At 61.3% G+C, this 23,179-nt stretch carries 23 protein-coding genes; 11 read left to right on the top strand and 12 right to left on the bottom strand.

Annotated elements, in window-relative coordinates; genetic code table 11:
* Positions 1 to 15: 15 nt before the first annotated feature.
* Both ABH944_RS29400 and ABH944_RS29395 read right to left on the bottom strand, forming a co-directional pair.
* Entirely contained in the window at positions 16 to 195 is a 180-nt protein-coding gene (locus tag ABH944_RS29400) for a hypothetical protein (protein ID WP_097268209.1), read from the bottom strand.
* Between the two features lie 418 nt (positions 196 to 613).
* Entirely contained in the window at positions 614 to 1,111 is a 498-nt protein-coding gene (locus ABH944_RS29395) for a hypothetical protein (protein WP_404610777.1), read from the bottom strand.
* A gap of 283 nt (positions 1,112 to 1,394) precedes the next feature.
* On the opposite strand from ABH944_RS29395, the gene ABH944_RS29390 reads away from it, so the two are divergent.
* A complete protein-coding gene (locus tag ABH944_RS29390) occupies positions 1,395 to 1,637 on the top strand; it encodes a type II toxin-antitoxin system Phd/YefM family antitoxin (RefSeq protein ID WP_404610776.1) in 243 nt (80 codons plus the stop codon).
* Positions 1,634 to 1,918 carry a type II toxin-antitoxin system RelE family toxin gene (locus ABH944_RS29385; RefSeq protein WP_404610775.1) on the top strand — a complete coding sequence of 95 codons (285 nt, stop codon included), beginning with the start codon at positions 1,634 to 1,636 and terminating at the stop codon, positions 1,916 to 1,918. The genes ABH944_RS29390 and ABH944_RS29385 overlap by 4 nt, the downstream gene beginning before the upstream one ends.
* 271 nt (positions 1,919 to 2,189) lie before the next feature.
* Here ABH944_RS29385 and ABH944_RS29380 read toward each other — a convergent pair whose 3' ends face one another.
* The 7 genes from ABH944_RS29380 to ABH944_RS29350 all read right to left on the bottom strand — a co-directional run bounded on the left by ABH944_RS29380 (position 2,190) and on the right by ABH944_RS29350 (position 9,977).
* Positions 2,190 to 2,777 (bottom strand): nucleotidyltransferase family protein, encoded by a 588-nt coding sequence (locus ABH944_RS29380; protein ID WP_404610774.1) that lies wholly within the window; start codon positions 2,775 to 2,777, stop codon positions 2,190 to 2,192.
* A gap of 116 nt (positions 2,778 to 2,893) precedes the next feature.
* Positions 2,894 to 5,122 (bottom strand): xanthine dehydrogenase family protein molybdopterin-binding subunit, encoded by a 2,229-nt coding sequence (locus ABH944_RS29375; RefSeq protein ID WP_404610773.1) that lies wholly within the window; start codon positions 5,120 to 5,122, stop codon positions 2,894 to 2,896.
* Positions 5,119 to 6,108 (bottom strand): FAD binding domain-containing protein, encoded by a 990-nt coding sequence (locus tag ABH944_RS29370; protein WP_404610772.1) that lies wholly within the window; start codon positions 6,106 to 6,108, stop codon positions 5,119 to 5,121. The genes ABH944_RS29375 and ABH944_RS29370 overlap by 4 nt, the downstream gene beginning before the upstream one ends.
* Positions 6,109 to 6,117: 9 nt before the next feature.
* The gene (locus tag ABH944_RS29365; RefSeq protein WP_404610771.1) at positions 6,118 to 6,828 is read right to left on the bottom strand and encodes a 2Fe-2S iron-sulfur cluster-binding protein; all 711 of its coding nucleotides are present in this window, start codon (positions 6,826 to 6,828) and stop codon (positions 6,118 to 6,120) included.
* Between the two features lie 336 nt (positions 6,829 to 7,164).
* A complete protein-coding gene (locus ABH944_RS29360) occupies positions 7,165 to 7,965 on the bottom strand; it encodes a transporter substrate-binding domain-containing protein (RefSeq protein ID WP_404610770.1) in 801 nt (266 codons plus the stop codon).
* Positions 7,966 to 8,143: 178 nt separating this feature from the next.
* Positions 8,144 to 8,668 carry an isochorismatase family protein gene (locus ABH944_RS29355; RefSeq protein ID WP_404610769.1) on the bottom strand — a complete coding sequence of 175 codons (525 nt, stop codon included), beginning with the start codon at positions 8,666 to 8,668 and terminating at the stop codon, positions 8,144 to 8,146.
* Positions 8,658 to 9,977 (bottom strand): inositol monophosphatase, encoded by a 1,320-nt coding sequence (locus ABH944_RS29350; protein ID WP_404610768.1) that lies wholly within the window; start codon positions 9,975 to 9,977, stop codon positions 8,658 to 8,660. Before ABH944_RS29350 ends, ABH944_RS29355 begins: the two co-directional genes overlap by 11 nt.
* Before the next feature lie 190 nt (positions 9,978 to 10,167).
* Between ABH944_RS29350 and ABH944_RS29345 the strand changes: the two genes are divergently transcribed.
* The 5 genes from ABH944_RS29345 to ABH944_RS29325 all read left to right on the top strand — a co-directional run bounded on the left by ABH944_RS29345 (position 10,168) and on the right by ABH944_RS29325 (position 16,826).
* The gene (locus tag ABH944_RS29345) at positions 10,168 to 10,587 is read left to right on the top strand and encodes a GFA family protein (RefSeq protein ID WP_404610767.1); all 420 of its coding nucleotides are present in this window, start codon (positions 10,168 to 10,170) and stop codon (positions 10,585 to 10,587) included.
* 295 nt (positions 10,588 to 10,882) lie between these two features.
* The gene (locus tag ABH944_RS29340; RefSeq protein WP_404610766.1) at positions 10,883 to 12,445 is read left to right on the top strand and encodes a S53 family peptidase; all 1,563 of its coding nucleotides are present in this window, start codon (positions 10,883 to 10,885) and stop codon (positions 12,443 to 12,445) included.
* A gap of 123 nt (positions 12,446 to 12,568) precedes the next feature.
* The gene (locus ABH944_RS29335) at positions 12,569 to 14,206 is read left to right on the top strand and encodes a S10 family peptidase (RefSeq protein WP_404610765.1); all 1,638 of its coding nucleotides are present in this window, start codon (positions 12,569 to 12,571) and stop codon (positions 14,204 to 14,206) included.
* 110 nt (positions 14,207 to 14,316) lie between these two features.
* On the top strand, positions 14,317 to 16,467 hold the full coding sequence (katE, locus tag ABH944_RS29330; protein ID WP_404610764.1) for a catalase HPII: 2,151 nt from the start codon (positions 14,317 to 14,319) through the stop codon (positions 16,465 to 16,467).
* A 56-nt stretch (positions 16,468 to 16,523) separates the two neighbouring features.
* A complete protein-coding gene (locus tag ABH944_RS29325) occupies positions 16,524 to 16,826 on the top strand; it encodes a putative quinol monooxygenase (RefSeq protein WP_404610763.1) in 303 nt (100 codons plus the stop codon).
* Positions 16,827 to 16,934: 108 nt separating this feature from the next.
* Here ABH944_RS29325 and ABH944_RS29320 read toward each other — a convergent pair whose 3' ends face one another.
* Both ABH944_RS29320 and ABH944_RS29315 read right to left on the bottom strand, forming a co-directional pair.
* Positions 16,935 to 17,372, bottom strand: coding sequence for a PRC-barrel domain-containing protein (locus tag ABH944_RS29320; RefSeq protein ID WP_404610762.1), 438 nt, complete (start codon positions 17,370 to 17,372; stop codon positions 16,935 to 16,937).
* 619 nt (positions 17,373 to 17,991) lie between these two features.
* Complete coding sequence (locus tag ABH944_RS29315; RefSeq protein WP_404610761.1) at positions 17,992 to 18,312, bottom strand: DUF4148 domain-containing protein; 321 nt, start codon at positions 18,310 to 18,312, stop codon at positions 17,992 to 17,994.
* A gap of 366 nt (positions 18,313 to 18,678) precedes the next feature.
* Between ABH944_RS29315 and ABH944_RS29310 the strand changes: the two genes are divergently transcribed.
* The 4 genes from ABH944_RS29310 (at position 18,679) to ABH944_RS29295 (ending at position 22,812) form a co-directional block, all read left to right on the top strand.
* On the top strand, positions 18,679 to 19,458 hold the full coding sequence (locus tag ABH944_RS29310; protein ID WP_404610760.1) for a transporter substrate-binding domain-containing protein: 780 nt from the start codon (positions 18,679 to 18,681) through the stop codon (positions 19,456 to 19,458).
* Positions 19,455 to 21,953, top strand: a complete 2,499-nt coding sequence (locus tag ABH944_RS29305) for an ATP-binding protein (protein WP_404610759.1) — start codon at positions 19,455 to 19,457, stop codon at positions 21,951 to 21,953. Before ABH944_RS29310 ends, ABH944_RS29305 begins: the two co-directional genes overlap by 4 nt.
* Positions 21,950 to 22,132 carry a hypothetical protein gene (locus ABH944_RS29300; RefSeq protein ID WP_404610758.1) on the top strand — a complete coding sequence of 61 codons (183 nt, stop codon included), beginning with the start codon at positions 21,950 to 21,952 and terminating at the stop codon, positions 22,130 to 22,132. The genes ABH944_RS29305 and ABH944_RS29300 overlap by 4 nt, the downstream gene beginning before the upstream one ends.
* Before the next feature lie 164 nt (positions 22,133 to 22,296).
* Positions 22,297 to 22,812 carry a hypothetical protein gene (locus tag ABH944_RS29295; RefSeq protein ID WP_404610757.1) on the top strand — a complete coding sequence of 172 codons (516 nt, stop codon included), beginning with the start codon at positions 22,297 to 22,299 and terminating at the stop codon, positions 22,810 to 22,812.
* A gap of 48 nt (positions 22,813 to 22,860) precedes the next feature.
* Here the strand turns inward: ABH944_RS29295 and ABH944_RS29290 are convergent, their stop codons facing one another.
* The gene (locus ABH944_RS29290) at positions 22,861 to 23,049 is read right to left on the bottom strand and encodes a hypothetical protein (RefSeq protein WP_404610756.1); all 189 of its coding nucleotides are present in this window, start codon (positions 23,047 to 23,049) and stop codon (positions 22,861 to 22,863) included.
* Between the last annotated feature and the right edge of the window lie 130 nt (positions 23,050 to 23,179).

Genomic DNA, 23,179 nt, shown 5'->3' with positions numbered 1-23,179 from the left:
TTGCTGAATCCTGACCTAAACCGGATGCCCGTCCGGCGGTGCATCGGGATGCTGCGGCTCCTCCGGCCGGTGCCCCGGCGATGGCGGCGACAGCGGGTCGGCCTCCGGATCGCGGTTCGGATCGGCGAGCGGGTCGGGAATCGGATTGGACTGCAGGTCGTATCTTGTGGGCTGCAGGATGTTCATGGGGTTCATGAGTGGCCTCCGTATGGTCCATCGTCGACAGTTCATGTCGTGTCCTCCAGCATAGGCGCATGCGGGATGGAAGGCAGGCGGTACAGGTAGCCCGTGCACGGAAATGTGGCCGGGCGCCACGCGGGTAACGGTTTGCGCAACCGTCTGCATCGCACCGTCCAGTGACAATTAACGGAGTGCCGCGTTCATGCGCGGTGTGTCCTCGAGCTGCCCGCACGACCGACTTTCGCAGGCTTGCACTTGATGTGGTGTCGCCCCGCGGGTCAACAGAGGCGAAAGGCGAGGATGCGTTTCGCGGGCGGGAAGCTGTGTGGCAAGAAACAGACTCCGCACACCCAGAGTTTCACCCTGGCCGAGACGGAGATTTTTGCGGTGTCTATCGCCAGGTCTGGCGGTGGATCAACCGCCGGACCGACTATCAGCTTTCTGCCGCTTCCAGACCTTCGGTTTGCGGTTTGAATGCATCGGCGCGACGGCGAATTTCTTCGGCTTCCACGGTCACGAACGTCCGGTTGTCGGCGGCGAGGGCGTTCTGGTACGAGATGCCTTCCGGTACGCGATGCAGCAGCGCGCGCAGCTCGCCCTGCGTGGTTTGTTCGACGGGTTCGTAGTTGTAGAGCCGCAGCGTGAGTTCCGTGCGCTCGTGAAGCAGGAACAGGCAAGCCGCGAACACGGCCACGCCGACCACTTCCTGGACGCCGAAACTGAAGTCGCTCGGAATGGACGAGAACGGCAGCATGGCGACGGCAATCACGCCCGCAATAGCCAGCGCGATGGTCGCGTAGAGGAAAAACTGCGCGCGGCCGACGATGCGATCGTGTTCCGCCTTGAGTTGCCCGGCGGATCTCGGAACGAGTGCCGCGTGGCCCTGTTTTTGCCGACGTTGCTGAAGTGCTGAAAACGGAAGGGCTGCCATGGAGTCGGTTGCCTTGAAAAGCGTCGCCAGGATTGGCGCTATCCACGGGTTAACGCCAAGCTTTCAGGAAAGTTGACTCAGGTTACGTGTTGTTTCAGTTGGGTCTCAAAATGTTTCGGCGGTTTTACTCGTTAGCCATTTGGACAGCTATTAGAGGTCGGGTGGTGCGAGCCCGGGTGGCAGTATTAATAACGTGGCTTCGCCGTACCGTGGCTTTACGGTGATCTGTTAAAAGAGCTATTATCAGGTCTTCTTGAAGATTATTTCACCGGCGAGGAGCGTCATGGAAGCTATTCATGCTACCCAATCTGTGGGAATTTCTGAGCTGAAGCTCAATCCGAGCGCGGTTATCGAAAGCGCGGACGGCGGTGCGGTCGCCATCCTCAATCGCAACAAGCCGGTGGCGTACCTGCTGCCGGCAGATCATTACGGAGCGCTGCTCGATCGGTTGGAAGACTATGAATTGGCCGACATTGTCCGAGCCAGGCAGGATGAACCGTTGGTCGAGGTCGACATCCATAAATGACATACAAGCTGAGGTTCAAACTCAACGCGGAGAAGGAATGGCGAAAACTTGACGCCGAGACGCGACGGCAGTTCGCCAAGAAGCTGGACGAGAGGCTCGAGAATCCGAAAGTGCCGGCTTCACGGCTGTACGAAATGAAGGACTGCTACAAGATCAAGCTTCGTACCCGAGGATACAGGCTTGTCTATCAGGTACAGGATGAGATTGTGACGGTTGTCGCTATCGCGGTTGGCAAGCGCAACGGCGGCGACGTATACGACGCAGCAGAAGAACGGCAGTAGCACCGTAGTCGGCCGCCACCATGGTTGATTTCGACACGCGTCGCACGAGCGGCCTTACATACCGCCGCGAGCGTCAGGTCAGGACAATCGCCGGCGTGAGTTCTGGCGCAGATCGACGCCGGAACGTGAAAAACCCCTTATTGATGTTTCAGGTGGCGATTTGTATCGGGGTGGTCAAGCAATGGCTCACTCACACTGGAGTAATCGAATCTTCCATGAAGTTCGGTTGCGGGCGCTATATGAACGGATAGTGCCCGATCGCTTCAACATCTCAATGCAACCCCAGGTCCGCCGGCAAATCCACGTCCCGCAAAATGTTTGCGTCTTCAACATTGATGCGTTCCACCGCCTCCGACATAAACAGCGCCCGCGCGCCGGCATCGCCGTCAAGCGCGCTGAGCGCTTCCAGATGCATGGCGCAAAACCCTGCCGGATGCCCCCTTTGTCCGCGATAAAACGGCGCAACAATCGACGCTCCCGCGTCCAGCGATCGCGCCACCGCCTCGACCGTCTCCGGCTCGATCCACGGCATATCGCCAAGCGTCACGAGCCAACCTTCCGCGTCCTGCGTTGCACGCACCGCGGCGGCAAGCGTCGCGCCCATGCCGCGTTCGGCATCGATGGAAAACATCACGTCGCAGCCCGCTTCGTTCAACACTTCCGCCAGCTTCTCCGACCCCGGGCGCACCACGGCGACCACCCGCGATACGGCTGACAGTAAGCGCCGGGCAGACTGAAACACGACCGGCGTACCGTCTGGAAGCGTGGCCAGGAGTTTGTTATGAAGACCGCTTGGATCGAAGCGGGAACCGTAGCCGGCTGCAAGCAGAATGCCGGTCGCACTCGATGAATAACTCATGGCCGGCTTCCCGATCGTAAGAAGGTAAGAAGGGTCGATTTTGACAAGCCCCAAGACGTGCCGCAAGTCCAAAAAAAACCGCGCGGTTTTGCCGACAAAACTTTCCCGGCAAAAGATCAGACGGTAGTTTTCGGCATGACCTTGTCGAGCGTGATCGGCAAATCGCGCACGCGTACGCCGGTCGCGTGATACACGGCGTTCCCGATCGATCCCGCCACCCCTGTAATGCCGATTTCGCCAATGCCCCGCGCGCCGAGCGGATTGATATGCGGATCGGGTTTGCCCAGCAAGGTGATGTCGAGCAGACCGATATCGGCATTTACCGGCACGTGATATTCGGCAAGATTGGCGTTGGTGTACCGGCCATACCGCGTATCGAGTTCACTCTTCTCGGTCAGCGCCGAGCCTATGCCCCACACCAATCCGCCCATCAGTTGGCTATGCGCGGTCTTTTCGTTGAGCAGGCTGCCGACGTCATACACTGCCACAATGCGCGGGACGCGGATCGTGCCCAGGTCGGCATCGACGTGAACCTCCGTGAATACCGCGCCGAACGAGTGAAACGCGAACTGCTGTTTCTCATCGCCGGGCTTCGTAGTCGCCATCGCTTCGATCGGCTTGCCGCCATTGCGTGCGATCACCGCGGCAGCCGGATCGCGCTTCGATGGATCGGCGCGGCTGATGACCCAGCCGTTATCGACGGTGACATCGTCCATGGAACCCCCGCTTAGCGGCGATCCTGGATCGGCTATTGCCATCGCAATCAACTTGGCGCGCGCCTGCGCCGCCGCCTCGCGCACCGCGGGCGAGACGCTCGCCACCGACTGCGAACCGCCCGACACCGGTGCATGCGGCAACGACGAATCGCCGAGTGCGAAGTCGACCTTGTCCACCGGAAAACCCAGCGCATCGGCGGCGACTTGCGTCATCACGGTATAGGTGCCGGTGCCGAGATCCTGCGTGCCCGATGCGGCCATCGCCGTGCCGTCCGGCAAGATGCGCGCAATAGCCGATGCCTCGCTGCGGTTTGCAGGATACGTCGCCGTCGCCATGCCCAGACCGATCAGCATGTTGCCTTCGCGCATGGAACGCGGCTTCGGATTGCGCCGCAACCAGCCGAATTTATCGGCGCCGATCTGATAACACTCGCGCAGCGACTTCTCCGACCACGGTTTCTTTTCCTGCGGTTCCATCTCGGCATAGTTCTTCAGCCGGAACGCGAGCGGGTCCATGTTCAACTGGTAGGCCATTTCGTCCATCGCGGATTCGAGCGCGAACGAGCCGCTCGTTTCACCGGGCGCGCGCATGAACGTCGGCGTGCCGACATCGAGCTTCACCAGCTTGTGCGTGGTCGCCTGGTTCGGCACGGCATACAGCATGCGCGTGACAATAGCCGAACTTTCGTTCCAGTCTTCGAAGGTCGATGTGGTCGAGATCACGTCATGGCGCATGCCGGTGAGTGTGCCGTCGTCGCGGGCCGAGATCTGGATATGCTGATCCGTGAACGGCCGGTTGCCGACCATGCCGAACATCTGCGGACGTTCCAGCACCAGCCGAACCGGCCGGCCGGTCTGCTTCGCGGCCATGGCCGCAAGTACGACATGCGACCAGGCCGAGCCCTTGCATCCAAAACCGCCGCCGACAAACGGGCAGAGCACGCGCACGTTCGTATCCGGGATGCCGAGCGTTTTCGCCACCGCGTTGCGTGCGCCGGAAACGCCTTGGGTGGCATCGTAGAGCGTGAGGTTTGGGCCATCCCAGCGAGCCAGCGTGGCGTGCGGCTCCATTGGATTGTGGTGCTCGTTCGGCGTGGTGTAGACGGCGTCGAGGTGAGTAGGGCCCTGACGCAGTCCGGCGGCCACATCGCCGCGCTGGGTGTTGATTGGCCGGCCCATCATCTTTTCCGGCTGATATGCCGTGGCCTTCGCGCGCTGATAGTCCGTGTTCGGCGTCGCGGCCTCATAACGAATCGATGCCTGGAGCTTGCGGGCGCCATCGGTTGCGCGTTCCAGCGTATCGGCAACGACTACGGCAACGGGTTCATTGCTGTAGCGTACTTCGTCGGTTTGCAGGAGCGACAATCCGCGCACAGCCGGCGGCTCCGCATTCGGTTTGCCGCCATTGGGCAGGCGCATTGCGGTTTCGTGATTCATCACGAGCAGCACGCCGGGCATGGCCTGGATGCGCGCAGTATCCATGGAAGCCACTCTGCCATGAGCGATTGTGCTCGTCACCAGAACCGCATGCGCGAGCTTGGCTTCCGGGTTATCGGCGGAATATTTCGCCTGGCCCGTGACTTTCAGAAGACCGTCGGTGCGGTCGAGCGGTTGTCCAAAAACACTCATGCCACACCTCCGGCGGTCGACACCGCGCGGACAATCGCGCGCTGCGCCAGTTCGATCTTGAAGCCGTTGTCGCGATAACTCCGCGCATCGCGAACGGCAAGCGCCGCTGCGCTACGCAACGTGTCACGTGATAACGGCTGCCCGGTGAGCGCTTGCTCAGTCGCCGTGGCACGCCACGGTTTGTGCGCGACGCCCCCCAGCGCGATGCGTACGGTCTTCACCGTGTTGCCGTCCATCTGCAATGCGGCGGCGACCGACACAAGCGCGAACGCGTAACTCGCGCGGTCGCGCACCTTCAGGTAGTGCGAGTGCTGCGCAAAGAGCGGGGGCGGCAGATCGACGGACGTGATCAGTTCGCCGGGTTGCAGCGTGGTATCGACTTCAGGATGATCTCCGGCCAGACGATGAAACTCCGCGAATGCAATCGTGCGTTCGCCGTGAGGGCCGTTCACGTGCACCACGGCGTCGAGTGCTGCGAGCGCCACGCTCATATCGGATGGATTCGTCGCGATGCATTGCGCACTTGCACCCAGGATGGCGTGGATGCGGCTATTGCCTTCTATTGCTGCACAGCCGCTTCCGGGGGTGCGTTTGTTGCACTGGGGGAAACCGGTGTCGTAGAAGTAATAACAGCGCGTGCGTTGCATCAGGTTGCCGCCGACGGTGGCCATGTTGCGCAACTGCGCCGATGCACCCGCGAGGAACGCCTGCGATAGCAGCGGATAACGTTCGCGAATCCACGTGTGATTCGCGGCGTCGCTGTTGCGAACCAGCGCACCGATCCGCAGGCCGCCGTCGGGCAGTTCGCTCACTGTGTTCAAGCCGGCTATGTGCGTGATGTCGACAAGCTTCACCGGCCTCGCAATACCGCCTTTCATGAGATCGAGCAGATTCGTTCCGCCGCCGATAAACGCAACACCCGGCTGCTGTGCTGCCTTGATCGCCGCGCTCACGTCCGTGGCGCGTTCGTAGGAAATGGCATCCATGTGGCGCTCCTAGGCTTTGTTCATCGCGACGGTTTTCACCGCGGCGACAATGTTCGGATAGGCGCCACAGCGACAGATATTGCCGCTCATGCGCTCGCGGATTTCATTGTCGGAGAGTTGGGGCGGACGGTAGCGGACATCGGCGGTCACGGCGCTGGCGTCGCCGGCATGGAATTCGTCCAGCAGCGCCGTTGCCGAACACAGTTGGCCGGGCGTACAGAAACCGCACTGGAAGGCGTCGTGATCGATGAAAGCCTTTTGTATCGCGCTGAGGCTGAGCGTCTGCGCGTTGGCGAGTCCTTCCACGGTCACGATCGATTCACCCTCGTGCATGACGGCGAGCGTCAGGCACGAGTTGATGCGCCGGCCGTTTGCGATCACCGTACACGCGCCGCACTGGCCTCGGTCGCAGCCTTTCTTTGTGCCGGTGAGGCTCGCGTATTCGCGCAATGCGTCGAGCAAGGTCGTACGTGCTTCAAGTTGCATTTCGTAAGCATGGCCATTGATGGTCAGCTTCACGGGCATGAGCGGTGCGGCTGTGACGGCCGGTGACGGCGGTGGTGCGGATGTCGCTGCCGGTTGTTGCGCATGAACTCGCGGCGCGGCTGAAACGGTTGCCGCTGCCGCCGCGGATTGCAGGAACCTGCGGCGCGACGGTTTGATTGCTTCGGATGGTTCGGTGTCTGGGTTGCTGTTACGGGGGACGTTGATGTGGCGCATGGCGATATGAAGCTCCTCGCTCGATCGAGTGAGCGCCGGGTTTGGCTGGACGCGTCGGGGGAGTTGGCGTGTCCGGCTAACCGAGGCGCTGACACCATTCGCCTGGACCTTGCGGAGTGCAAGCCAATGAGGCGAATGGAGACCAAGGGAGTCTGCAAATCCAATGCCATCGATAAGGGCTGCGCGCTGACGGTGTTTGCCGTTCAGGATTGCAGGTAAGGGCTACATTCATCGGTAAATCGGGGTGGTTGTCACCTTGGCCGCACTAGCCAGAAATGCAAACTGCCACCTCACGGTGGCAGTTTGTATTTCGCATCGCTGAGGCTTCAGCCTTGCTTACAAATCGCTCGGGTACGGCGCCTTGAGCCACTTTGTCGAGAGCTTGTTCAGCGTGCCGTCGGTCTTCGCTTTCAACACGGCTGCGTCCACCTCCTTCAGCAGGCGCGCCTCACCCTTGTTCACGGCGACATGATCGGGTGAACTGAAAAGCGCGAATTTCTGCTCGGGTGCGATCGGCGGATTACGCGCAATGATTGTCGCGCCGACGTCATTACCCACCACCATCAACTGAACCTGCCCCGACAGAAACGCCGAAATAGCGCCGTTGGGATCGTCGAAACGCTTGATCGTCGCGTCCGGCGGCGCGACCTTCGTCACGCTCAGATCCTCCAGTGTTCCGCGCGCGACGGAAATGGTCTTGCCTGCCAGATCCTTTTCGCTTTTCACCGGCAACGACTTCGGTCCGAATACCGCGAGATAGTAAGGCGCATAGGGCCGCGAAAAATCGAGCACCTTCTCGCGCTCCGGCGTCTGGCCCACGCTCAGCAGCACGTCGGCCTTGCCGGTGGCGAGATAAGCGATGCGGTTTTCACCGGTGATTGGTACGAGGTCGACCTTGACCTTCATCGTCCTGGCCAGATAGTCGGCCATTTCAATGTCATAACCCTGCGGTTTCATGTCCGGACCGATCGAGCCGAACGGCGGATAGTCCATGAATACGCCAACCCGCAGCACGCCGTTTTTCTGCACGGTATCGAGGGCGTCCGCGTGGGCGAAAGTGGCCGTGGCCGCCAAGGGCACGGCGAAAGCCGCAGCCACGAAGAGGCGCCGGGCAAGGCGGGAGAGGCGAGTCGTCATGATGGTGGCCTTGAGCAGAAAATTCGGAGAGTGGGAGGTCGCTAATCACTCGACATCCCGGAGCGCTACGTGACCGTACGCGTGAAAGCACTCTAGGCAGGCCAAAAACCCGCAACAATCGAAATATGCTCATGCCAGCCATGACCAGAGTGCATGGCTTGAGGGGCGTTTGCCGAAGTTATTTGATCAGCGCCAACGCGTTCCTGAAACGCGGATGCCGGCAGCTTCCCAGCCAGCCGAAGATCGTGCTTTCCGTGGTGGTGGCAAGCGCTCCCTCGCGCTGCGCTCTCGCCAGCGCGATTGCCTTATTCTCCGGGGCACGTGAACCGACTGCATCGGCAATCAGTTCCACCGTATAGCCGAGCTTCAGCAAGCCGTTCACCGTCAGCAGCACGCACACATGCGCTTCGCAACCGGCCACGAACAGCACTGAGTCCTTTGACGGCAACGCCGCCACGAAGTCCGGGCACAGCGTTGCGTCGAACGTATCTTTCTCTATCACACGATGCCGCTCGCTGATCAGGCCAGCGACACTCCCGCCAAGCCCACCTGGATTCTGCTCGGTGACAAGCACCGGGATATCGAGCAGATCGGCCGCTTTCACCAGCGTCACGCAACGCTTCAACACGGCTGCGCCGTTATCGATATGCGGCATCAACTTCGCTTGCATATCAATGACAACAAGCACCGGATCAGGCTTCACTTTCCATGATCCGGTCAATCAACCGGGCGTTTTCACCCGCCGATCCGATGCCTTCATGCTTGGCCATTGGAATGAAAAAATGCGTCTTCACGTTCGGCAGGTTTGCACGATCCAGCCATTCCGTCAGATGCCGGGTGAGCCTTTGCGCAGGGACATCGATTTCGGCGCGCAACGCGGGCGGCAACTGACCGAGATATCGCGCTTCGGTCTGATACGGTTCAGGTGCGACGCACAACGCGTCGGGACGGCCATCGGGATCCGCGGGCAAGCGTTGCAACGCTTCACGCAGCAACGCGACGCCCAGGCCCTGGCCGCGCCACTGTTTCCTCACTTCCCAGGTGCTGATGTACACCACCCGATGCGTATTGAACACGCTGCACAGCCGCTCCGGCCCGAGGGCTTCGGTAGCGGCGAGCGCGAGGGACAGCATCTCGCCGGAGTAGGTGTCGAGGACATACACCAGGTCCGCGCTGCTGTGGATGGGCGGCACCTTCACGAGTTTCAACTCGACCGCCGCCGCGACAATATCCGTACCCGCCTCATGAAATACGGCGAAAGCCGTGCCGAGCCGTTCGTCGTCGACCTGCGGATATTCATGCCGATACGTCATGGTCAGCAGGAACGGGCCGATTTTTTCCCGATAGGCCAACGGCTTGTCGACGTCGTAATCGCTCGTGCCTTCCAGTCCGTACGGGTCGTAGTCCTGCGCGGCCGTAGCGGCTGTTACAGGCGCAGGATCCGTGGCCGTTTTCAACACCACGGCCGGTCGCCGCGACTTGGGCACCAGGTCCTCCGGCAAGCCTTCCCAGCTCAGGCGAAGAAATTCGCGAGCGCCGCGATAGTGCGTTTCGAATAACGACGCGACCGGCGCCGTTTCGAACGGCGCAAGAATGCGCTCCGCGGATTCCATTGCGCGATCCATCAACTGATCGGCTTCAGCGGGATCGGGTACGTGCCGCGTGCCGTCGCCCTGAGCGCCGCCGTTTTCAACGTGTTGCTGGCGCGCGAGTTCGAGCCATGCGTCGGCGGCGCGCTCCGCCAGAAATCCTGCTGCAATCTGATAACCGGACAGCACGATCGACTTGCCGGTTTCTCCAAGCGGGAACACGTACTCGTCGGTCATGACATCCGCAACGTGCACGTTTTTGTAATCCTTGCGCGCAGACGGCGCGTTTTCGTCCGCGTCATAGCGTTCGTGCGACAGCACGTAGGCAGCGAGATCGGGGGCGCCCGGCACCGCGTGCGATCCGGTCGCGGTGGAAACAGCCGCGCCGGAGGGGAGCAGAGCCAGCAGGGATAGGTGCTTCATGAGTGCCATCTCCGTCTCTTGGGGGTGTCATCGTAGCAAAAACGCGTTTTTTTGTACGACGCAACGCCGATGCGGCGCGCAGGTTGCTACCACGCGGATTGCTCGAACGATTTGTTGCTGCAACTGCTGCCTGAATGGCGGCGTCCTGCATGCCAGCAGATAACAGATACCAGATTATAGGGAGGCCGCGATGAATGACATCAATGATCAAACTCATCAGGAAGTTCGACACGAAGGTGGCTGCGCGTGCGGAGCATGGCGCTTTACGGTGTCGGCGCAGCCGGACCGCGTCGGTCTTTGCCATTGCATGACGTGCCGCCGCGTGCACGGTTCGGCGTTTGGCGCGTACGCGGTTTACCCCGAGGAGCAGGTCACCATGTCGGGCGCGACCAAAGCCTGGCAAAGTTCCGCCGATGCCCGCCGCCACTTCTGCCCGGTCTGCGGGTCGGTAGCCTACATGGCGTACGTCAACAATGACGAGATCGACCTGCCGATTGGCGCCTTCGATGAAACCGGCTTCCTCGATCCCACCTATGAACTCTGGTGCATCCACCGCGAGCCGTGGCTGTCAGGCGATGGACGGCGCGAATATTCCGAAGACCGGTCCTGACGAGCGCACCGGATCGCCGGATCGCCGCAAGCGCGACCGCCAGCAGACCGCACCGATCTACCCGGAATCCGGCACAACGGCGGGAGCGACACCGAATTGACCCTCTCCCGGCATTCGATGACCAAGCAGAAGGCAATCGTTTGCCTATGCTGGAACTGTGCCCGTTGCGCCGTGTCGGATATCAGGCTGAAGCAAGCAACGGGCGCCCTGGAATTGAGGTCACCGTTTGCCGGTCATCTCGACCCCCGAATCCGCGTGACACGAATTTTCCCGTAACAGCAAGGAACCGCGACCCATGAACAAGCATCCCATAGCCGGCAGCGACAAGCCGCAACCCGAGGGCGCTCGTTGCCTCGGCGCATGCAATCCGGACGAAAAAATCGAAGTGGTGGTCATGCTTCGGCGGCAAAACGAGGACGCATTCCGGCAGTTGATGCAAAAGATCAACAGCGGCGCTGCCGACGCCGTGCCGGTTTCGCGAGAGGAATTCAGCAAACGCTTCGGGGCATCGGCGCAGGATGTGGCCCGGACGGAAGCGTTCGCGAAGGCGCACGGTTTGACCGTAGTCCGCGCCGATCCGGGCGCGCGCAGTGTGGTGCTCTCCGGCACGATCTCCCAGTTCAGCACGGTGTTCGGCGTCAAGCTGGAGCGCTTCGAGCATCACGCGATCGGCGAGTATCGCGGGCGCACGGGACCGGTGAACGTGCCGGAGGACATGAAGGACGTGGTGACCGCCGTGCTGGGTCTCGACAGCCGGCCACAGGCGCGCCCGCATTTCCGCTTCCGGCCGCCGTTCAAGACGGCGCTCAGCGAATCCAGCACGTCATACACGCCACTCGATCTCGCGCGGCTCTACGACTTTCCCGGCGGCGACGGCAGCGGCCAGTGTGTGGGCATTATCGAACTGGGCGGGGGGTATAGCGAAAGCGACCTGAGCGCCTATTTTTCGCAACTGGGCGTGGCCCAGCCGAACGTGGTGGCGGTCGGCGTCGACCAGGCCAACAACGCGCCATCGGGCAACCCGAACGGGCCCGACGGCGAGGTGACGCTGGACATAGAAATTGTCGGTGCGATCGTGCCGGGCGCGCGCATCGCGGTGTATTTCACGGCGAACAGCGACGCGGGTTTTATCGACGCCGTGAACCGCGCAGTCCACGACGATACCAACAAGCCATCGGTCATTTCGATCAGTTGGGGCGGACCGGAAACCAACTGGACGTCGCAGTCGCAAAACGCCTTCGATGAAGTCCTGCAATCCGCCGCGGCGCTGGGCGTGACGGTGTGCGCAGCTTCCGGCGACAGCGGTTCCGGCGACGGTGTCGCGAACGGCGATCATGTCGATTTCCCGGCGTCGAGCCCGTACGTGCTCGCGTGCGGAGGGACGCACCTGCTGGCATCGGCGAGCGGGATCCGCAGTGAGGTGGTGTGGAACGACGGTGACCAGGGCGGCGCGGGCGGTGGCGGCGTGAGCGCCGTGTTTGCGCTGCCGGTCTGGCAGAACGGCCTGAGCGTGACGCGCGTCAGTGGCGGCAGGTCGGCGCTGACCAAACGCGGCGTGCCCGATGTTGCCGGCGACGCGTCGCCGCTCACGGGCTACGATGTGATCATTGGCGGGACGCAGACGGTGGTGGGCGGCACGAGCGCGGTCGCGCCGCTATGGGCCGGGCTGATCACCCGGATCAACGCGGCGGCGGGAAAGCCGGCGGGTTTCCTCAACCCGAAGCTGTACGCCGCGAAGACCGCGGGCCACGACATCACGCAGGGAAACAACGGCAGCTTCGAGGCGACGGCGGGATGGGACGCCTGCACGGGGCTGGGCAGCCCGGACGGCGTGAAAGTCGCGGCTGCGCTGAAGTAGCGGTTGCAGGTCCGGATTGATTGAGTGACGCGGTTGAGTTGACGCAGTGATTGAGTTGAGATTGGTTGAGTTGTGACGATGGGCCCAGGCAAGAACTCCAACAACACCGGCAAGGGAGCAATCATGACGAACTCCGGTTCAGCGGCAAATGCATCTTCAGGCACGTCTGCAGGTACTCCTACAACAGCACCGGATCAGCCTTATTTCGATCCCACTCCCTATGGCAATGGCCCCAATGATTCCATCGATGCCAGCCTGACCGACGAAAACGCCGCCGTCACGCAGCATTCGGTCGTCATAGGCGGCAAGCAGATCGACTACACGGCAACGGCCGGCCATCTCGTGATTGTCGATCCAAGCAGTTCGAAGCCCGACGCGAAGCTTTTTTACGTCGCGTTCACGCAGAATAATCAGACGGAAGAATCGCGCCCGGTCACGTTTTTCTATAACGGCGGACCGGGATCGTCGTCGGTATTCGTGCTGCTCGGGTCTTTCGCTCCGAGACGCATCAAGACCTCGATGCCCTCGTTCACTCCGCCCGCGCCCTACCAGATGGAGGACAACCCGGACAGCTTGCTGGACAAGAGCGATCTCGTGTTCATCAATCCGGTCGGCACGGGTTATTCGGCTGCCATGGCGCCAAACAAGAACATCGATTTCTGGGGAGTCGACCAGGACGCGAACTCGCTCAAGCAATTCATCAAGCGCTACCTGACGAAAAACAACCGCTGGAATTCGCCGAAATTCCTGTACGGCGAGTCGTACGGCACGGCGCGCAGTTGCGTGCTTGCGTACCTCTTGCACGAGGACGGCGTGGACCTGAACGGCGTCACGCTGCAGTCGTCGATTCTCGACTACACGCAATCCGGCAATCCGGTGGGCGCGCTGCCGACGGCCGCCGCCGACGCGTGGTTTCATCGCAAGCTCGGGGTACATCCGCGTCCGGCCGACCTGCTGACGTTCGCTGAGGAAGTCGCGCAGTTCTCGCGCACGGACTACATCGCGGCGCTGCGTAAATTCCCGCAGACCGACAACGACACGGTGGAGAAACTGTCCGAATACACGGGCATCGACAAAGTCACGTTGATTGCGTGGAGTATCGACGTGGCTTCTTACGACAGCCAGGGCAACTCGCTATTTCTTACGACGCTGCTGAAATCCAAAGGCGTGGCGCTAGGCTCCTACGATGGCCGCGTGACGGCTATCTCGACGGGCATAGCGGGCAAGATCGATCCGAATTCCGGCGGCAACGACCCCACCATGACGGCCGTGACCGGCGTGTACACGGCCATGTGGAACGAGTACCTGAACGAGCAGCTGAAGTTCACGTCCACGTCGTCATTCACGGACCTGAACGACCAGGCTTTCGCCAACTGGGACTTCCATCACACGGACCCGACCGGCGCGCAGAAGGGTGTGGATGCGCAGGGCAACATCATTCTCTACACGGCCGGCGACCTGGCCGCGGTGATGGCGCTCAACATCGACCTGAAGGTGTTGTCGGCGAATGGTTTCTACGACTTCGTGACGCCGTTCTACCAGACGATAATCGACCTGCAACAAATGCCGCTTATCGATAAAACCGTGCGGGAGAATTTATCGGCGAAGTTTTATCCGTCGGGGCACATGATCTATCTCGACGGCCCTTCGCGCACGCAATTGAAGGCGGATCTGGCGAAGATGTACGAGGCCGCGACAACGGATCATCAGGCAATGGGCCGGATCCGCGCACTGCAGCAACGCAGGGCTGAATTGAAATAGCAGGCGATTAGCGAGGGTTGGATCACGGCGTCGGCGGGAACACAAGTTGCGAATGGATGAACGAGCGCATATGGAATGCGCCACTTCAACTGCACACTGGAGTTCCCCCGATGCCAACCTCGAAGAAGAACGGTGGCGCAACTGCGCCGTCGAAAAATGCCAGCGCAGTTGCGCGGACCCCCTCACAAACCAACACCAACACGAAGCTCGATAGTCTTGAGCAGTTCCGCTCGGACGCGACGAATCAAGCCCTGACGACTAATCAGGGCGTCAAGATTTCCGACAACCAGAACACCCTCAAGGCCGGTCCTCGCGGACCTTCGCTGCTCGAAGATTTCATCATGCGTGAAAAAATCACGCACTTCGACCATGAGCGGATTCCGGAGCGTATCGTGCATGCCCGCGGTTCGGCCGCGCATGGCGTGTTCAAGCCGTACAAGGCGCATACCGACCTGACCAAGGCCGCGTTCCTGCAGGACCCGAACAAGGAAACTCCGGTGTACGTACGATTCTCGACGGTGCAGGGATCGCGCGGCTCGGCTGACACCGTGCGCGACGTACGCGGCTTTGCCGTCAAGTTCTATACGGAAGAGGGAAACTTCGACCTGGTCGGCAACAACATGCCTGTCTTCTTCATCCAGGACGCCATCAAGTTTCCCGACTTCGTTCACGCGGTCAAACCGGAACCGCATAACGAAATGCCGCAAGGCGGCTCGGCCCACGACACATTCTGGGACTTCGTCTCGCTCGTGCCGGAGTCTGCGCACATGGTGTTGTGGACCATGTCCGACCGCGCCATTCCGCGCAGCTTGCGCACCATGGAAGGATTCGGTATCCATACGTTTCGTCTGGTGAATGCCGAAGGCCGAGGGAGGTTCGTGAAATTTCACTGGCGTCCAACCATCGGGTCGGCTTCGCTCCTATGGGACGAAGCGCAGAAGCTGGCCGGCAAGGATGCGGATTTCCACAGGCGGGATCTGTGGGAAGCGATTGATATGGGCGACTACCCGGAATGGGAACTGGGCGTGCAGATCGTGGAAGAGGACGACGAGCATTCGTTCGACTTCGACCTGCTCGATCCGACCAAGATCATTCCGGAGGAAATCGTGCCGATCACCATGCTCGGAAAGCTCACCCTGAACCGCAACCCGGATAACTTTTTCGCTGAAACGGAACAGGTGGCGTTTTGCCCCGGGCACATTGTGCCGGGCATCGATTTCTCGAACGATCCGCTGCTGCAAGGCCGTTTGTTCTCGTACACCGACACGCAGATCAGCCGCCTGGGCGGTCCGAACTTCCACGAGATCCCGATCAACCGCACCATCGCGCCAATGCACAACAACCAGCGCGACGCGAAACACCGGATGACGGTGAATCGCGGTCAGGCTTCATATGAGCCGAATTCCATCGATAGCGGCTGGCCAAAGGAAACTGAACCGGCTGCAGCCGGTGGTGGTTTCGAAACCTATCCGGAACGCGTGGATGCCGTGAAGATCAGGCAGCGCAGCGAGTCCTTCGCCGACCATTATTCGCAAGCCACGCTGTTCTGGAACAGCATGACGAAGCCGGAGAAGGATCATATTGTGGGTGCGTATTCGTTCGAACTGAGCAAGGTCGAACGCAAGTTCATCCGCGAACGGCAGCTTGGGATTCTCGCGAATATCGACAGTGAACTGTGTGCGCGGGTTGCCGGGAATCTCGGCCTGCCGGCGCCGAAAGCGACTGCAAGCGCGGCTGAACTGGGCAAGTCGTCGCTGGCGGAGTCGCCGGCGCTGAGCATTGTCGCGAAGACCAAGCCGTCAGTGAAGACGCGCAAAGTCGCCATTCTTGCGGCCAAGGGGGCGGATGTCGCCACCATCAAGGCGATCAAGGAGGCGCTGGCTGCTGAAGGCGCACATGCAAAGGTGGTGGCGCCGCAGCTCGGCACGCTTGGCGACAGCGTCGAAGTCGATGCAACCATTCTTAGTTTGCCATCGATCATGTTCGACGGCGTGGTGGTGGCCGGCGGCGCGGCGAGCGCAAAGCTCCTGTCGGAATCCGGCGATGCCCGCCACTTCGTACTCGAATCGTTCAAGCACCTCAAGGCTATCGGCGCAGTGGGCGACGGCGAGGACGTGCTGGCCGCCGCGCATTTGCCGACAGATGACGAGGGCGTCAGCGTGGGCAGTGACGTGAAGAAGGTCATGAAGGCGTTTATTGCCGCGATGTCGAAACATCGCGTATGGACGCGGGCTGAAAAGGCGGAAAGCGTGCCGGCGTGATCGAGGGTGACTGGTTGAGCTGCTCAATCAGCCGATTAATTTCCATGGAGGATGACATGGTCAAGACAGCATTGTGGGTCCGGCTGGAAGCAAAGCCCGGCAAGGAGAAAGATGTCGAGGCGTTCTTGCTGGGTGGCCTGGCGCTGGTCGAGCAGGAGCCCGCTACGACCGCGTGGTTTGCGCTGAAGTTGAACGCAAGCACGTTCGGAATCTTCGATGCCTTCCCCGACGAAGCCGGTCGCGACGCGCATCTTTCCGGCAAGGTCGCCGAAGCGCTGATGGCGAAGGCGGATGAACTGCTTGCTTCGCCGCCGCAGATCATGAAGGTTGATCTGCTGGCAGCGAAGCTGCCGGGCTGAACCTACGCGGCATGGGTGTCACGTGCTGCGGCGTTGAGCGCAACGCCGCAGCAAACCCACCGATTCATTGCGGACCGGTCATTGCAAATAAATCATTTCAAATCGGGTTCAATGATGGTCGTTGAACTCTGCACGGGGTTTCGGCGTGGCCGGCATCTTCGCGTATTCGAATTCCGGCAACGCCTTGATCGCGTCCTTTGTCGCACCCGCCAGCACAATCTTGCCGCCGACTATATCGAGTTGCTCGATAGGAATGGCGACGTCGTGATGCGAGACGCCGGCAAACTGGCTGGCCGCAATGATTGCAAACGACACCGACTTGTCCGGCGCCACGATGATGTCGTGGATCACACCGACCCGCGCGCCGTTCTCGTTGACCACCGGCTTGTTCAGGATGGATTTCTTGATGCTCCAGCCGCCGAGGATGGCGGTGGACTCCTGCACGCTGATACCGAGTGGCTGCGAGCCGGCAACTTGCGCCTGCGAAGGAAGGGCGACTTGAGCAAGCGCTGCGGCGAGTAGCGCTGCGATGAGTTTCGTCTTCATGTGTGTCCTCTTGCGCGAGTGAATGAACGGGCATGCGGGGCTCAGGTTGGAAAACCGGAGACACGCTTGCATCGACCACAGGAAAAACCATCGGCTGACAGATCATGGCTGATGGTGGTGGGTGGAGCGTTGCACGACTAAGCTAAGCGAAACGGACGGCTTGATACGAGTGCCACAAAACACGTTGGGAAAAGCGAACGAATACGGTCATGCCGGCAATGAACGTCGGCGTGTGACCGGTCAGGTTGAATGTGGCCTTGTCCGGATGGTTCGCTTGAGCGATGTGACATGGATGTGTCTTCGTATCGCAACGAGCGAGCTGATTGGGTACGGCAACAGAACCTTGCTGAATGGTAGCGGTGAAATCAGTTTCTGTCAGAGGAGGCCCAACCTAGGGTCAGGAGAGCGGACAGGACCCGAGATGGAACTCTGCTCGCATGTCCGTCTATCCGTAAAGTGCGGATGGCGCTGTTTGTAAGGTTTAATACGAGGTTTGAATGCGAGATTTAAATACGAGGCTGAAATGAAGAGGGCCGCTGCAAGGCGGCCCTCTTCATCAACTCAATTTAACTAAAGCGTTAATTTTCGCCCGATGTCCGTCGGGTCATGAGTGTCGAGCTTAGTGTCCGAAGTACACCGAATGTGTTCCGTCGGGTTGTGCCATCGGCATGCGCATGCCGGCCGCGGATGAACCGTCTGTCGGCGAGCCGTAAGACGTTGCCGTGACACCGCGGTTCGCTTCCACGCGTTGCTCCGCTGCCTGGGCCTGCACCGGGTAGGTCGTGTGATCGCCTTCGACGTTATAGCCGGATTGTTCCATCTGAACCAGATCGGCCTTGACTGCAGGGCGGCTTACCGTGTCTGCATCTTGCGCATAGGCAAATGCCGGTGCGCCCAGCGCGCAAGCCAGCACCATTGCGGGAACCAGTGACTTGTTCATGATGGAATCTCCTCGGGGTCTTGTGGGTCGAGTTTGTTCCAGGACCGTTGAGGTCATGCCGAACAATCTCAACACTTAAGTGTAGGTAAGCAAGCGTCGCTGCATTAACCCTGAATCTGTCGAAATATTGTTGTGCGTCTCGCAATAATGAATGCACTTGATCGGTGCGGTGAACTGTTTGGTTAATTTGGGGGTTAGTCGAGTTGCCGCGAGGCCCCGTGCGTTCCCACACCGTCCCGGGTGCTTGTGTCGTTTAGGCGGACCGATCGTTTCAGCTTATTCAATTGGCGTGGCCGCCTGCATTTGCGACACTGGCGCTCCGTTCAAAACAGGCGTGTCCGGCGTCGTCGCGCAGGCAATCACTCAATGAATTCGCTAAGGACACACGCAGCGACACTAACTGCCGCAGTGTTTCGCCAGGCACGCTTGTTCATCTGTCTGCTCGCGCTTGCCGTTGCAGCCCATGCCTCCACGCTCAAGCCGTTTCTGGTTGGCGCCGTGCCCGGCGCGCTGCCGCCCATGGAAATGAAAGACCTGAGCGGGGCCGGCAACACTGTTCGCGGGATGTCCGCCGATTTTGCGCAGCGTATTGCCGGCGCGTTGAAAAGGCCGCTCGAATGGAGGACCTTTCATGACCGCGCCGCCATGATCGACGCATTGCGCCGCCATGAGATCGATGCCGCCACCAGCGCGACCGGCAACGATTCCGGTACCGCGTTGCTCTACAGCCGCCCGTATGTGGTCACCAAACAGGTCTTCGTCGAACGCCGGGTGGCTGACCCGCATACCGGACGTATCGCTTATGTCGGGCAGCAGACTTCGGTGCAGCGGCTGCGCCGTGCTTATCCGGCGCTGTATCCGGTCGGATATGCCGATACGCTGAGCGCATTGCTTGCGGTGTCGCAGGGAGATGCAGACGCGTTTGTCGGCGATCTCGTCACGGCAGGTTATACCGTCGATCACCTTGATCTGATCAACCTGACCCTGTCGGGTTTCGCTCCCTTCGACGAAGCGGGTTACAGCTTTGCTTTCGCAGCGGACGCACAGGGCGAACAATTGCGTCAACGCGTGGATGCGGCGCTGGCTGCGCTGCCAGAGCGTTTTGCGCTGGAGCGGGCGCCCGATGGGCCGCTGCGTCGACCGTGACATTTACCCGGCCACTCACGCTGGACGACGCGCAGCGTGCGTGGATCAAGGCGCATCCGGTGATCGACTACACCACCTATGCCAACGCCGCGCCCATGACCTTCCGCGACGCAAGTGGCGAACCGGCGGGCCTGTCCGTCGAGGTGCTCGCTGCTATCGGCAAGTTGACGGGGTTGCGGTTCGAAGGCCGCTTGCGTGCTTCGACAGACCAGGTCATGGGCGACATACGCAACGGCAGCGCAATGTTGATCGCGCATAGCGTGAGTAGCGGCGAGGTTCCGCCGGAGCTCGTGTCAACCCGGCCCTACGGGGAAGGCGTATTCGTGATCCTGACGCGCGTGGGCGCACCGCCGCTGCGCGATGTGCGTGCACTCGCCGGCAAGCGCATTGCGTTATGGCGCAACCATCCAATCATCGCGATGCTGCGCGAGCGCGTGCCGTCAGCGCGGATTGTCGCGGCCTCGCCGGTCGATGGCCAGTTCGACGCCGTCGTGAAAGGCGAGGCGGACGCAACCATCGCCGACCTTCCGTTCGCCAACTATGCGGTCGGCGACGCGTATCGCGGCAAGCTTGTCATCACCGGCGCATTCTCGGAGCAACCCGTGCCGTACGGCTTTCTTGTCGCGCGAAACCAGCCGATGCTGCTCACGATCATGAATCAGGCGATCGAACACATGCAGCCGACAGAACTCGATGCCATGCGCCGTCGATGGGTGCTGGTCAATCATCCGGAAAGCCTGTGGGAACGGCGGCGTCCGCAGGTTCTTCTTGGCCTGCTGCTGGGTGGGCTGATGCTGGCGCTGCTGACTGGCTGGGCGGTGTCGTTGAAAGCGCAGATCGCGCGCCGGCGGGCGGCCGAGCATGCGATGCGCGTGGCGAAGGAAGAAGCCGAAACCGCGAACCGCGCGAAGTCGATGTTCCTCGCCACCATGAGCCACGAAATCCGAACGCCGATGAACGCCGTGCTGGGCCTTCTGGAACTCGAATTGCGTAGTCCGGGGGATCGCGCATCGACCGAGCGAGCGTTTGGCACTGCGCATCAGGCGGCCCGCGACCTGCTCGGCATGATCGACGATATCCTCGATATGGCGAAGATCGAAGCGGGAAGGCTTGTGCTGATACCCGCGCCGCTGGAACTGGGTGGATGGGTGAACAGCGTGGCGGCGATCTACGAGCAGGCGGCGCGCAGCAAGGGTATCGCGCTGGTGGTGCGCATGCGTGGCGGCCTCGCGCACGGGCATGCATGGGCGATGGCTGATGCGCTGCGCCTGAGGCAAGTGCTGGGCAATCTGTTGTCGAATGCGATCAAGTTCACGGAGACGGGACACGTGACGCTCGAGTACGCGATCGGGGCAGCGAAGGAGGGTGACAAACATACTTCGTATTACGAACTGTTATTGGTGGTCCGCGACACCGGTATTGGCATTGCTGCGGATCAACAAGCCTTGTTGTTCGAGCCGTTCGCGCAGGCACGTCAGGAACGGCCCGGCCGCTTCGGCGGTACGGGTCTTGGCCTCACCATCTGCCTGCGCCTGATGACCCTGATGGGCGGCACGATCAGGTTATCGAGCAGACCCGGGCAGGGCAGCCGCTTCACCGTGCGAGTGCGCTTGCCTGTCGCCCGCCCGCCGGTCGAACCGCATGCGCCGGCGCTCATCCCCGCGCTCGATACACATGATTTGCAGGGCCTGCGCGTACTCATTGTCGACGATCATCCGGCGAATCGCATCCTGCTGGCGAGCCAGTTGACTACGCTCGGTTGCGTGATTGAGACCACCAACGACGGAGACGCGGCATTCGCGCGCTGGGACCGGCAGCGGCAAGAAGGTCTGCCCTTCGACCTGATCCTGACCGATTGTTCGATGCCCACGATGAGCGGCGAGGATCTCGTGCGCGCAATTCGTGCGCGTGAACAGGCGCTGATGTGCATGAACGCCGATGTGAAGCCGGTACCCATCGTAGGCGTGACGGCGAACGCGCAGGCCGAGGCGCTCACGCAAGCGCTGGCTGCGGGAATGACGTTGTGCCTGGTCAAGCCGCTTGGGCTCGACGCGCTGCACCGGGCGCTGGTGGCTGCCCTGCATGATGGACAGGAGCCGAAGGCCAGCGCGCCGGACGGTTCCTTGCTCGCTGCATCGCGTGTTGCACCCATGCATATGTCGACCGCATCGGCCGCATCGGCCGGTTCTGCGGGGCGCTCCGGGCCAGGTCGTGCGCGTGCCGTTGCCTATGGCCCCACGCAAAACTTCCCGGCCAACATTGTCGTTCGCCGGGTGGTGTTGCCTGCACCCGGTACCACCCCCGAACCTGATCAACTTGCCACCCCTGCCACGGTTCCGCGTTTCAACGCGGACCAGCTCAACAGCTTCGGCGATCAAGCCGCCGCGCTGGTCGACGCACTCAAATCCGCGAACCGGCAAGATCTCGATGTGAGGCGCGCCGGGCGTTCGCATCGGCGGACTTCCAGCGTCTGCTCGAACTTGCGCACCGGATGAAGGGCGCTGCGTTCGTGATAGGCGCCACGTCTTTCTCCAATGCCTGCCTGGACCTGCAGCATGCATGCGCGATAACGCCGGAGCAGAGCTATGACACCGCGGCCATCCGCATTGCCTACGCCCGTTTCCACACTGAAGCGACAGCACTCGATACGGCGCTAGAGCAGCACCCTGCCTAAGCTCGCCACGTTGCTTTATGGTCGCTCCACGGCGAGCCATCCTGCTTGTTCCCGCGTCTTGATTAATGTCCGATTCCGTTCCGGGAACGCGCATGTGTTTTAATTAGCCCCTCCTCTCGCTCCGACACTTGGCCGTTGCGTTTCTGGCGCGGCCCGATCGCCGAATGAATAGAAGGCTTCTTTCGCATTACCGTCACCGCCGCCACAGTCGCCGGCGTGTTGCCGCCGTATGGTTCCTGCTTGCGCTCGCCGCCGGCAGTTTGCCGGTTCACGCGCAAAAGCCCGAGCTGCTGGATCCGCGCGTCACCCAGTCGACCATCGTGGACACCATCTGCCGCCCCGGTTATGCCGACGACGTCCTGCCTCCCTTCGACACCTTGCAGCGCCAAAAGCAGCAACTGCTGAGCCAGCGCCATGTGGACCCGCAGAGCGCCTCGGACTACGCGCTCGATCACCGCATGCCGATCCTGCTGGGAGGCTCCCCGACTGCCGCGGCGAACCTTGATATCCGCCGTTGGGACGGGCGTGCCGGGCAGCGCCGCAAGGAGCGGCTGGCGGTGTTCCTGAAGCGCTGTGTGTGCACCGGCGACATGCCGCTGGCAGACGCGCAGGCGGCCATGGCGGGCGACTGGCCGAGCCGTTTCCGCAATCTGTCGAGTCCCACGTGCAACGGCGGGTGAGGGGATGCTGGTTCGCCACTGGCGATCAGCACCGCTCCGAACGACTTCTTATCCCATCGTGAAGGTATCAAGCGGCTGATTCGCCTGCGCCTCGCCGGCGAAGCGTCTCGCCAACTGGTCATGAAGACGGCGGGCTTCGTCGAGTGTCAGGTCGATCCAGTACGGGTCTCCCGCGCCGTCGTTCAGACGCTCGGGCGGAAACTGGATCTCCAGCACAATGCCTTTCTTGTAGCTCATCGATCAACACTCCGCGCGGTCGCAGAAAAGAACAGGCGTCGATCTTACCGGGCCAGTCGGCCTTCATTGGCGCGCGGCGAGGAAACAGTCTCTTGCCACTGGTTTAACGAAGCGGCCCGGTGCCGCAAGG

Origin of the sequence: Caballeronia udeis (genome assembly GCF_044909315.1) — a bacterium.
GTDB lineage: Bacteria > Pseudomonadota > Gammaproteobacteria > Burkholderiales > Burkholderiaceae > Caballeronia > Caballeronia udeis_A.
Note: the sequence above shows the minus strand (reverse complement) of the source record. Positions and strands in the feature narration are given on the sequence as shown.

Excerpts from the sequence above, each read along its gene's own strand:
- ABH944_RS29400 (WP_097268209.1), bottom strand. The coding sequence starts at position 195 with ATGAACCCCATGAACATCCTGCAGCCCACAAGATACGACCTGCAGTCC.
- ABH944_RS29395 (WP_404610777.1), bottom strand. The coding sequence starts at position 1,111 with ATGGCAGCCCTTCCGTTTTCAGCACTTCAGCAACGTCGGCAAAAACAG.
- ABH944_RS29390 (WP_404610776.1), top strand. The coding sequence starts at position 1,395 with ATGGAAGCTATTCATGCTACCCAATCTGTGGGAATTTCTGAGCTGAAG.
- ABH944_RS29385 (WP_404610775.1), top strand. The coding sequence starts at position 1,634 with ATGACATACAAGCTGAGGTTCAAACTCAACGCGGAGAAGGAATGGCGA.
- ABH944_RS29380 (WP_404610774.1), bottom strand. The coding sequence starts at position 2,777 with ATGAGTTATTCATCGAGTGCGACCGGCATTCTGCTTGCAGCCGGCTAC.
- ABH944_RS29375 (WP_404610773.1), bottom strand. The coding sequence starts at position 5,122 with ATGAGTGTTTTTGGACAACCGCTCGACCGCACCGACGGTCTTCTGAAA.
- ABH944_RS29370 (WP_404610772.1), bottom strand. The coding sequence starts at position 6,108 with ATGGATGCCATTTCCTACGAACGCGCCACGGACGTGAGCGCGGCGATC.
- ABH944_RS29365 (WP_404610771.1), bottom strand. The coding sequence starts at position 6,828 with ATGCGCCACATCAACGTCCCCCGTAACAGCAACCCAGACACCGAACCA.
- ABH944_RS29360 (WP_404610770.1), bottom strand. The coding sequence starts at position 7,965 with ATGACGACTCGCCTCTCCCGCCTTGCCCGGCGCCTCTTCGTGGCTGCG.
- ABH944_RS29350 (WP_404610768.1), bottom strand. The coding sequence starts at position 9,977 with ATGAAGCACCTATCCCTGCTGGCTCTGCTCCCCTCCGGCGCGGCTGTT.
- ABH944_RS29345 (WP_404610767.1), top strand. The coding sequence starts at position 10,168 with ATGAATGACATCAATGATCAAACTCATCAGGAAGTTCGACACGAAGGT.
- ABH944_RS29340 (WP_404610766.1), top strand. The coding sequence starts at position 10,883 with ATGAACAAGCATCCCATAGCCGGCAGCGACAAGCCGCAACCCGAGGGC.
- ABH944_RS29335 (WP_404610765.1), top strand. The coding sequence starts at position 12,569 with ATGACGAACTCCGGTTCAGCGGCAAATGCATCTTCAGGCACGTCTGCA.
- katE (WP_404610764.1), top strand. The coding sequence starts at position 14,317 with ATGCCAACCTCGAAGAAGAACGGTGGCGCAACTGCGCCGTCGAAAAAT.
- ABH944_RS29325 (WP_404610763.1), top strand. The coding sequence starts at position 16,524 with ATGGTCAAGACAGCATTGTGGGTCCGGCTGGAAGCAAAGCCCGGCAAG.
- ABH944_RS29320 (WP_404610762.1), bottom strand. The coding sequence starts at position 17,372 with ATGAAGACGAAACTCATCGCAGCGCTACTCGCCGCAGCGCTTGCTCAA.
- ABH944_RS29315 (WP_404610761.1), bottom strand. The coding sequence starts at position 18,312 with ATGAACAAGTCACTGGTTCCCGCAATGGTGCTGGCTTGCGCGCTGGGC.
- ABH944_RS29310 (WP_404610760.1), top strand. The coding sequence starts at position 18,679 with ATGAATTCGCTAAGGACACACGCAGCGACACTAACTGCCGCAGTGTTT.
- ABH944_RS29300 (WP_404610758.1), top strand. The coding sequence starts at position 21,950 with ATGAAGGGCGCTGCGTTCGTGATAGGCGCCACGTCTTTCTCCAATGCC.
- ABH944_RS29295 (WP_404610757.1), top strand. The coding sequence starts at position 22,297 with ATGAATAGAAGGCTTCTTTCGCATTACCGTCACCGCCGCCACAGTCGC.
- ABH944_RS29290 (WP_404610756.1), bottom strand. The coding sequence starts at position 23,049 with ATGAGCTACAAGAAAGGCATTGTGCTGGAGATCCAGTTTCCGCCCGAG.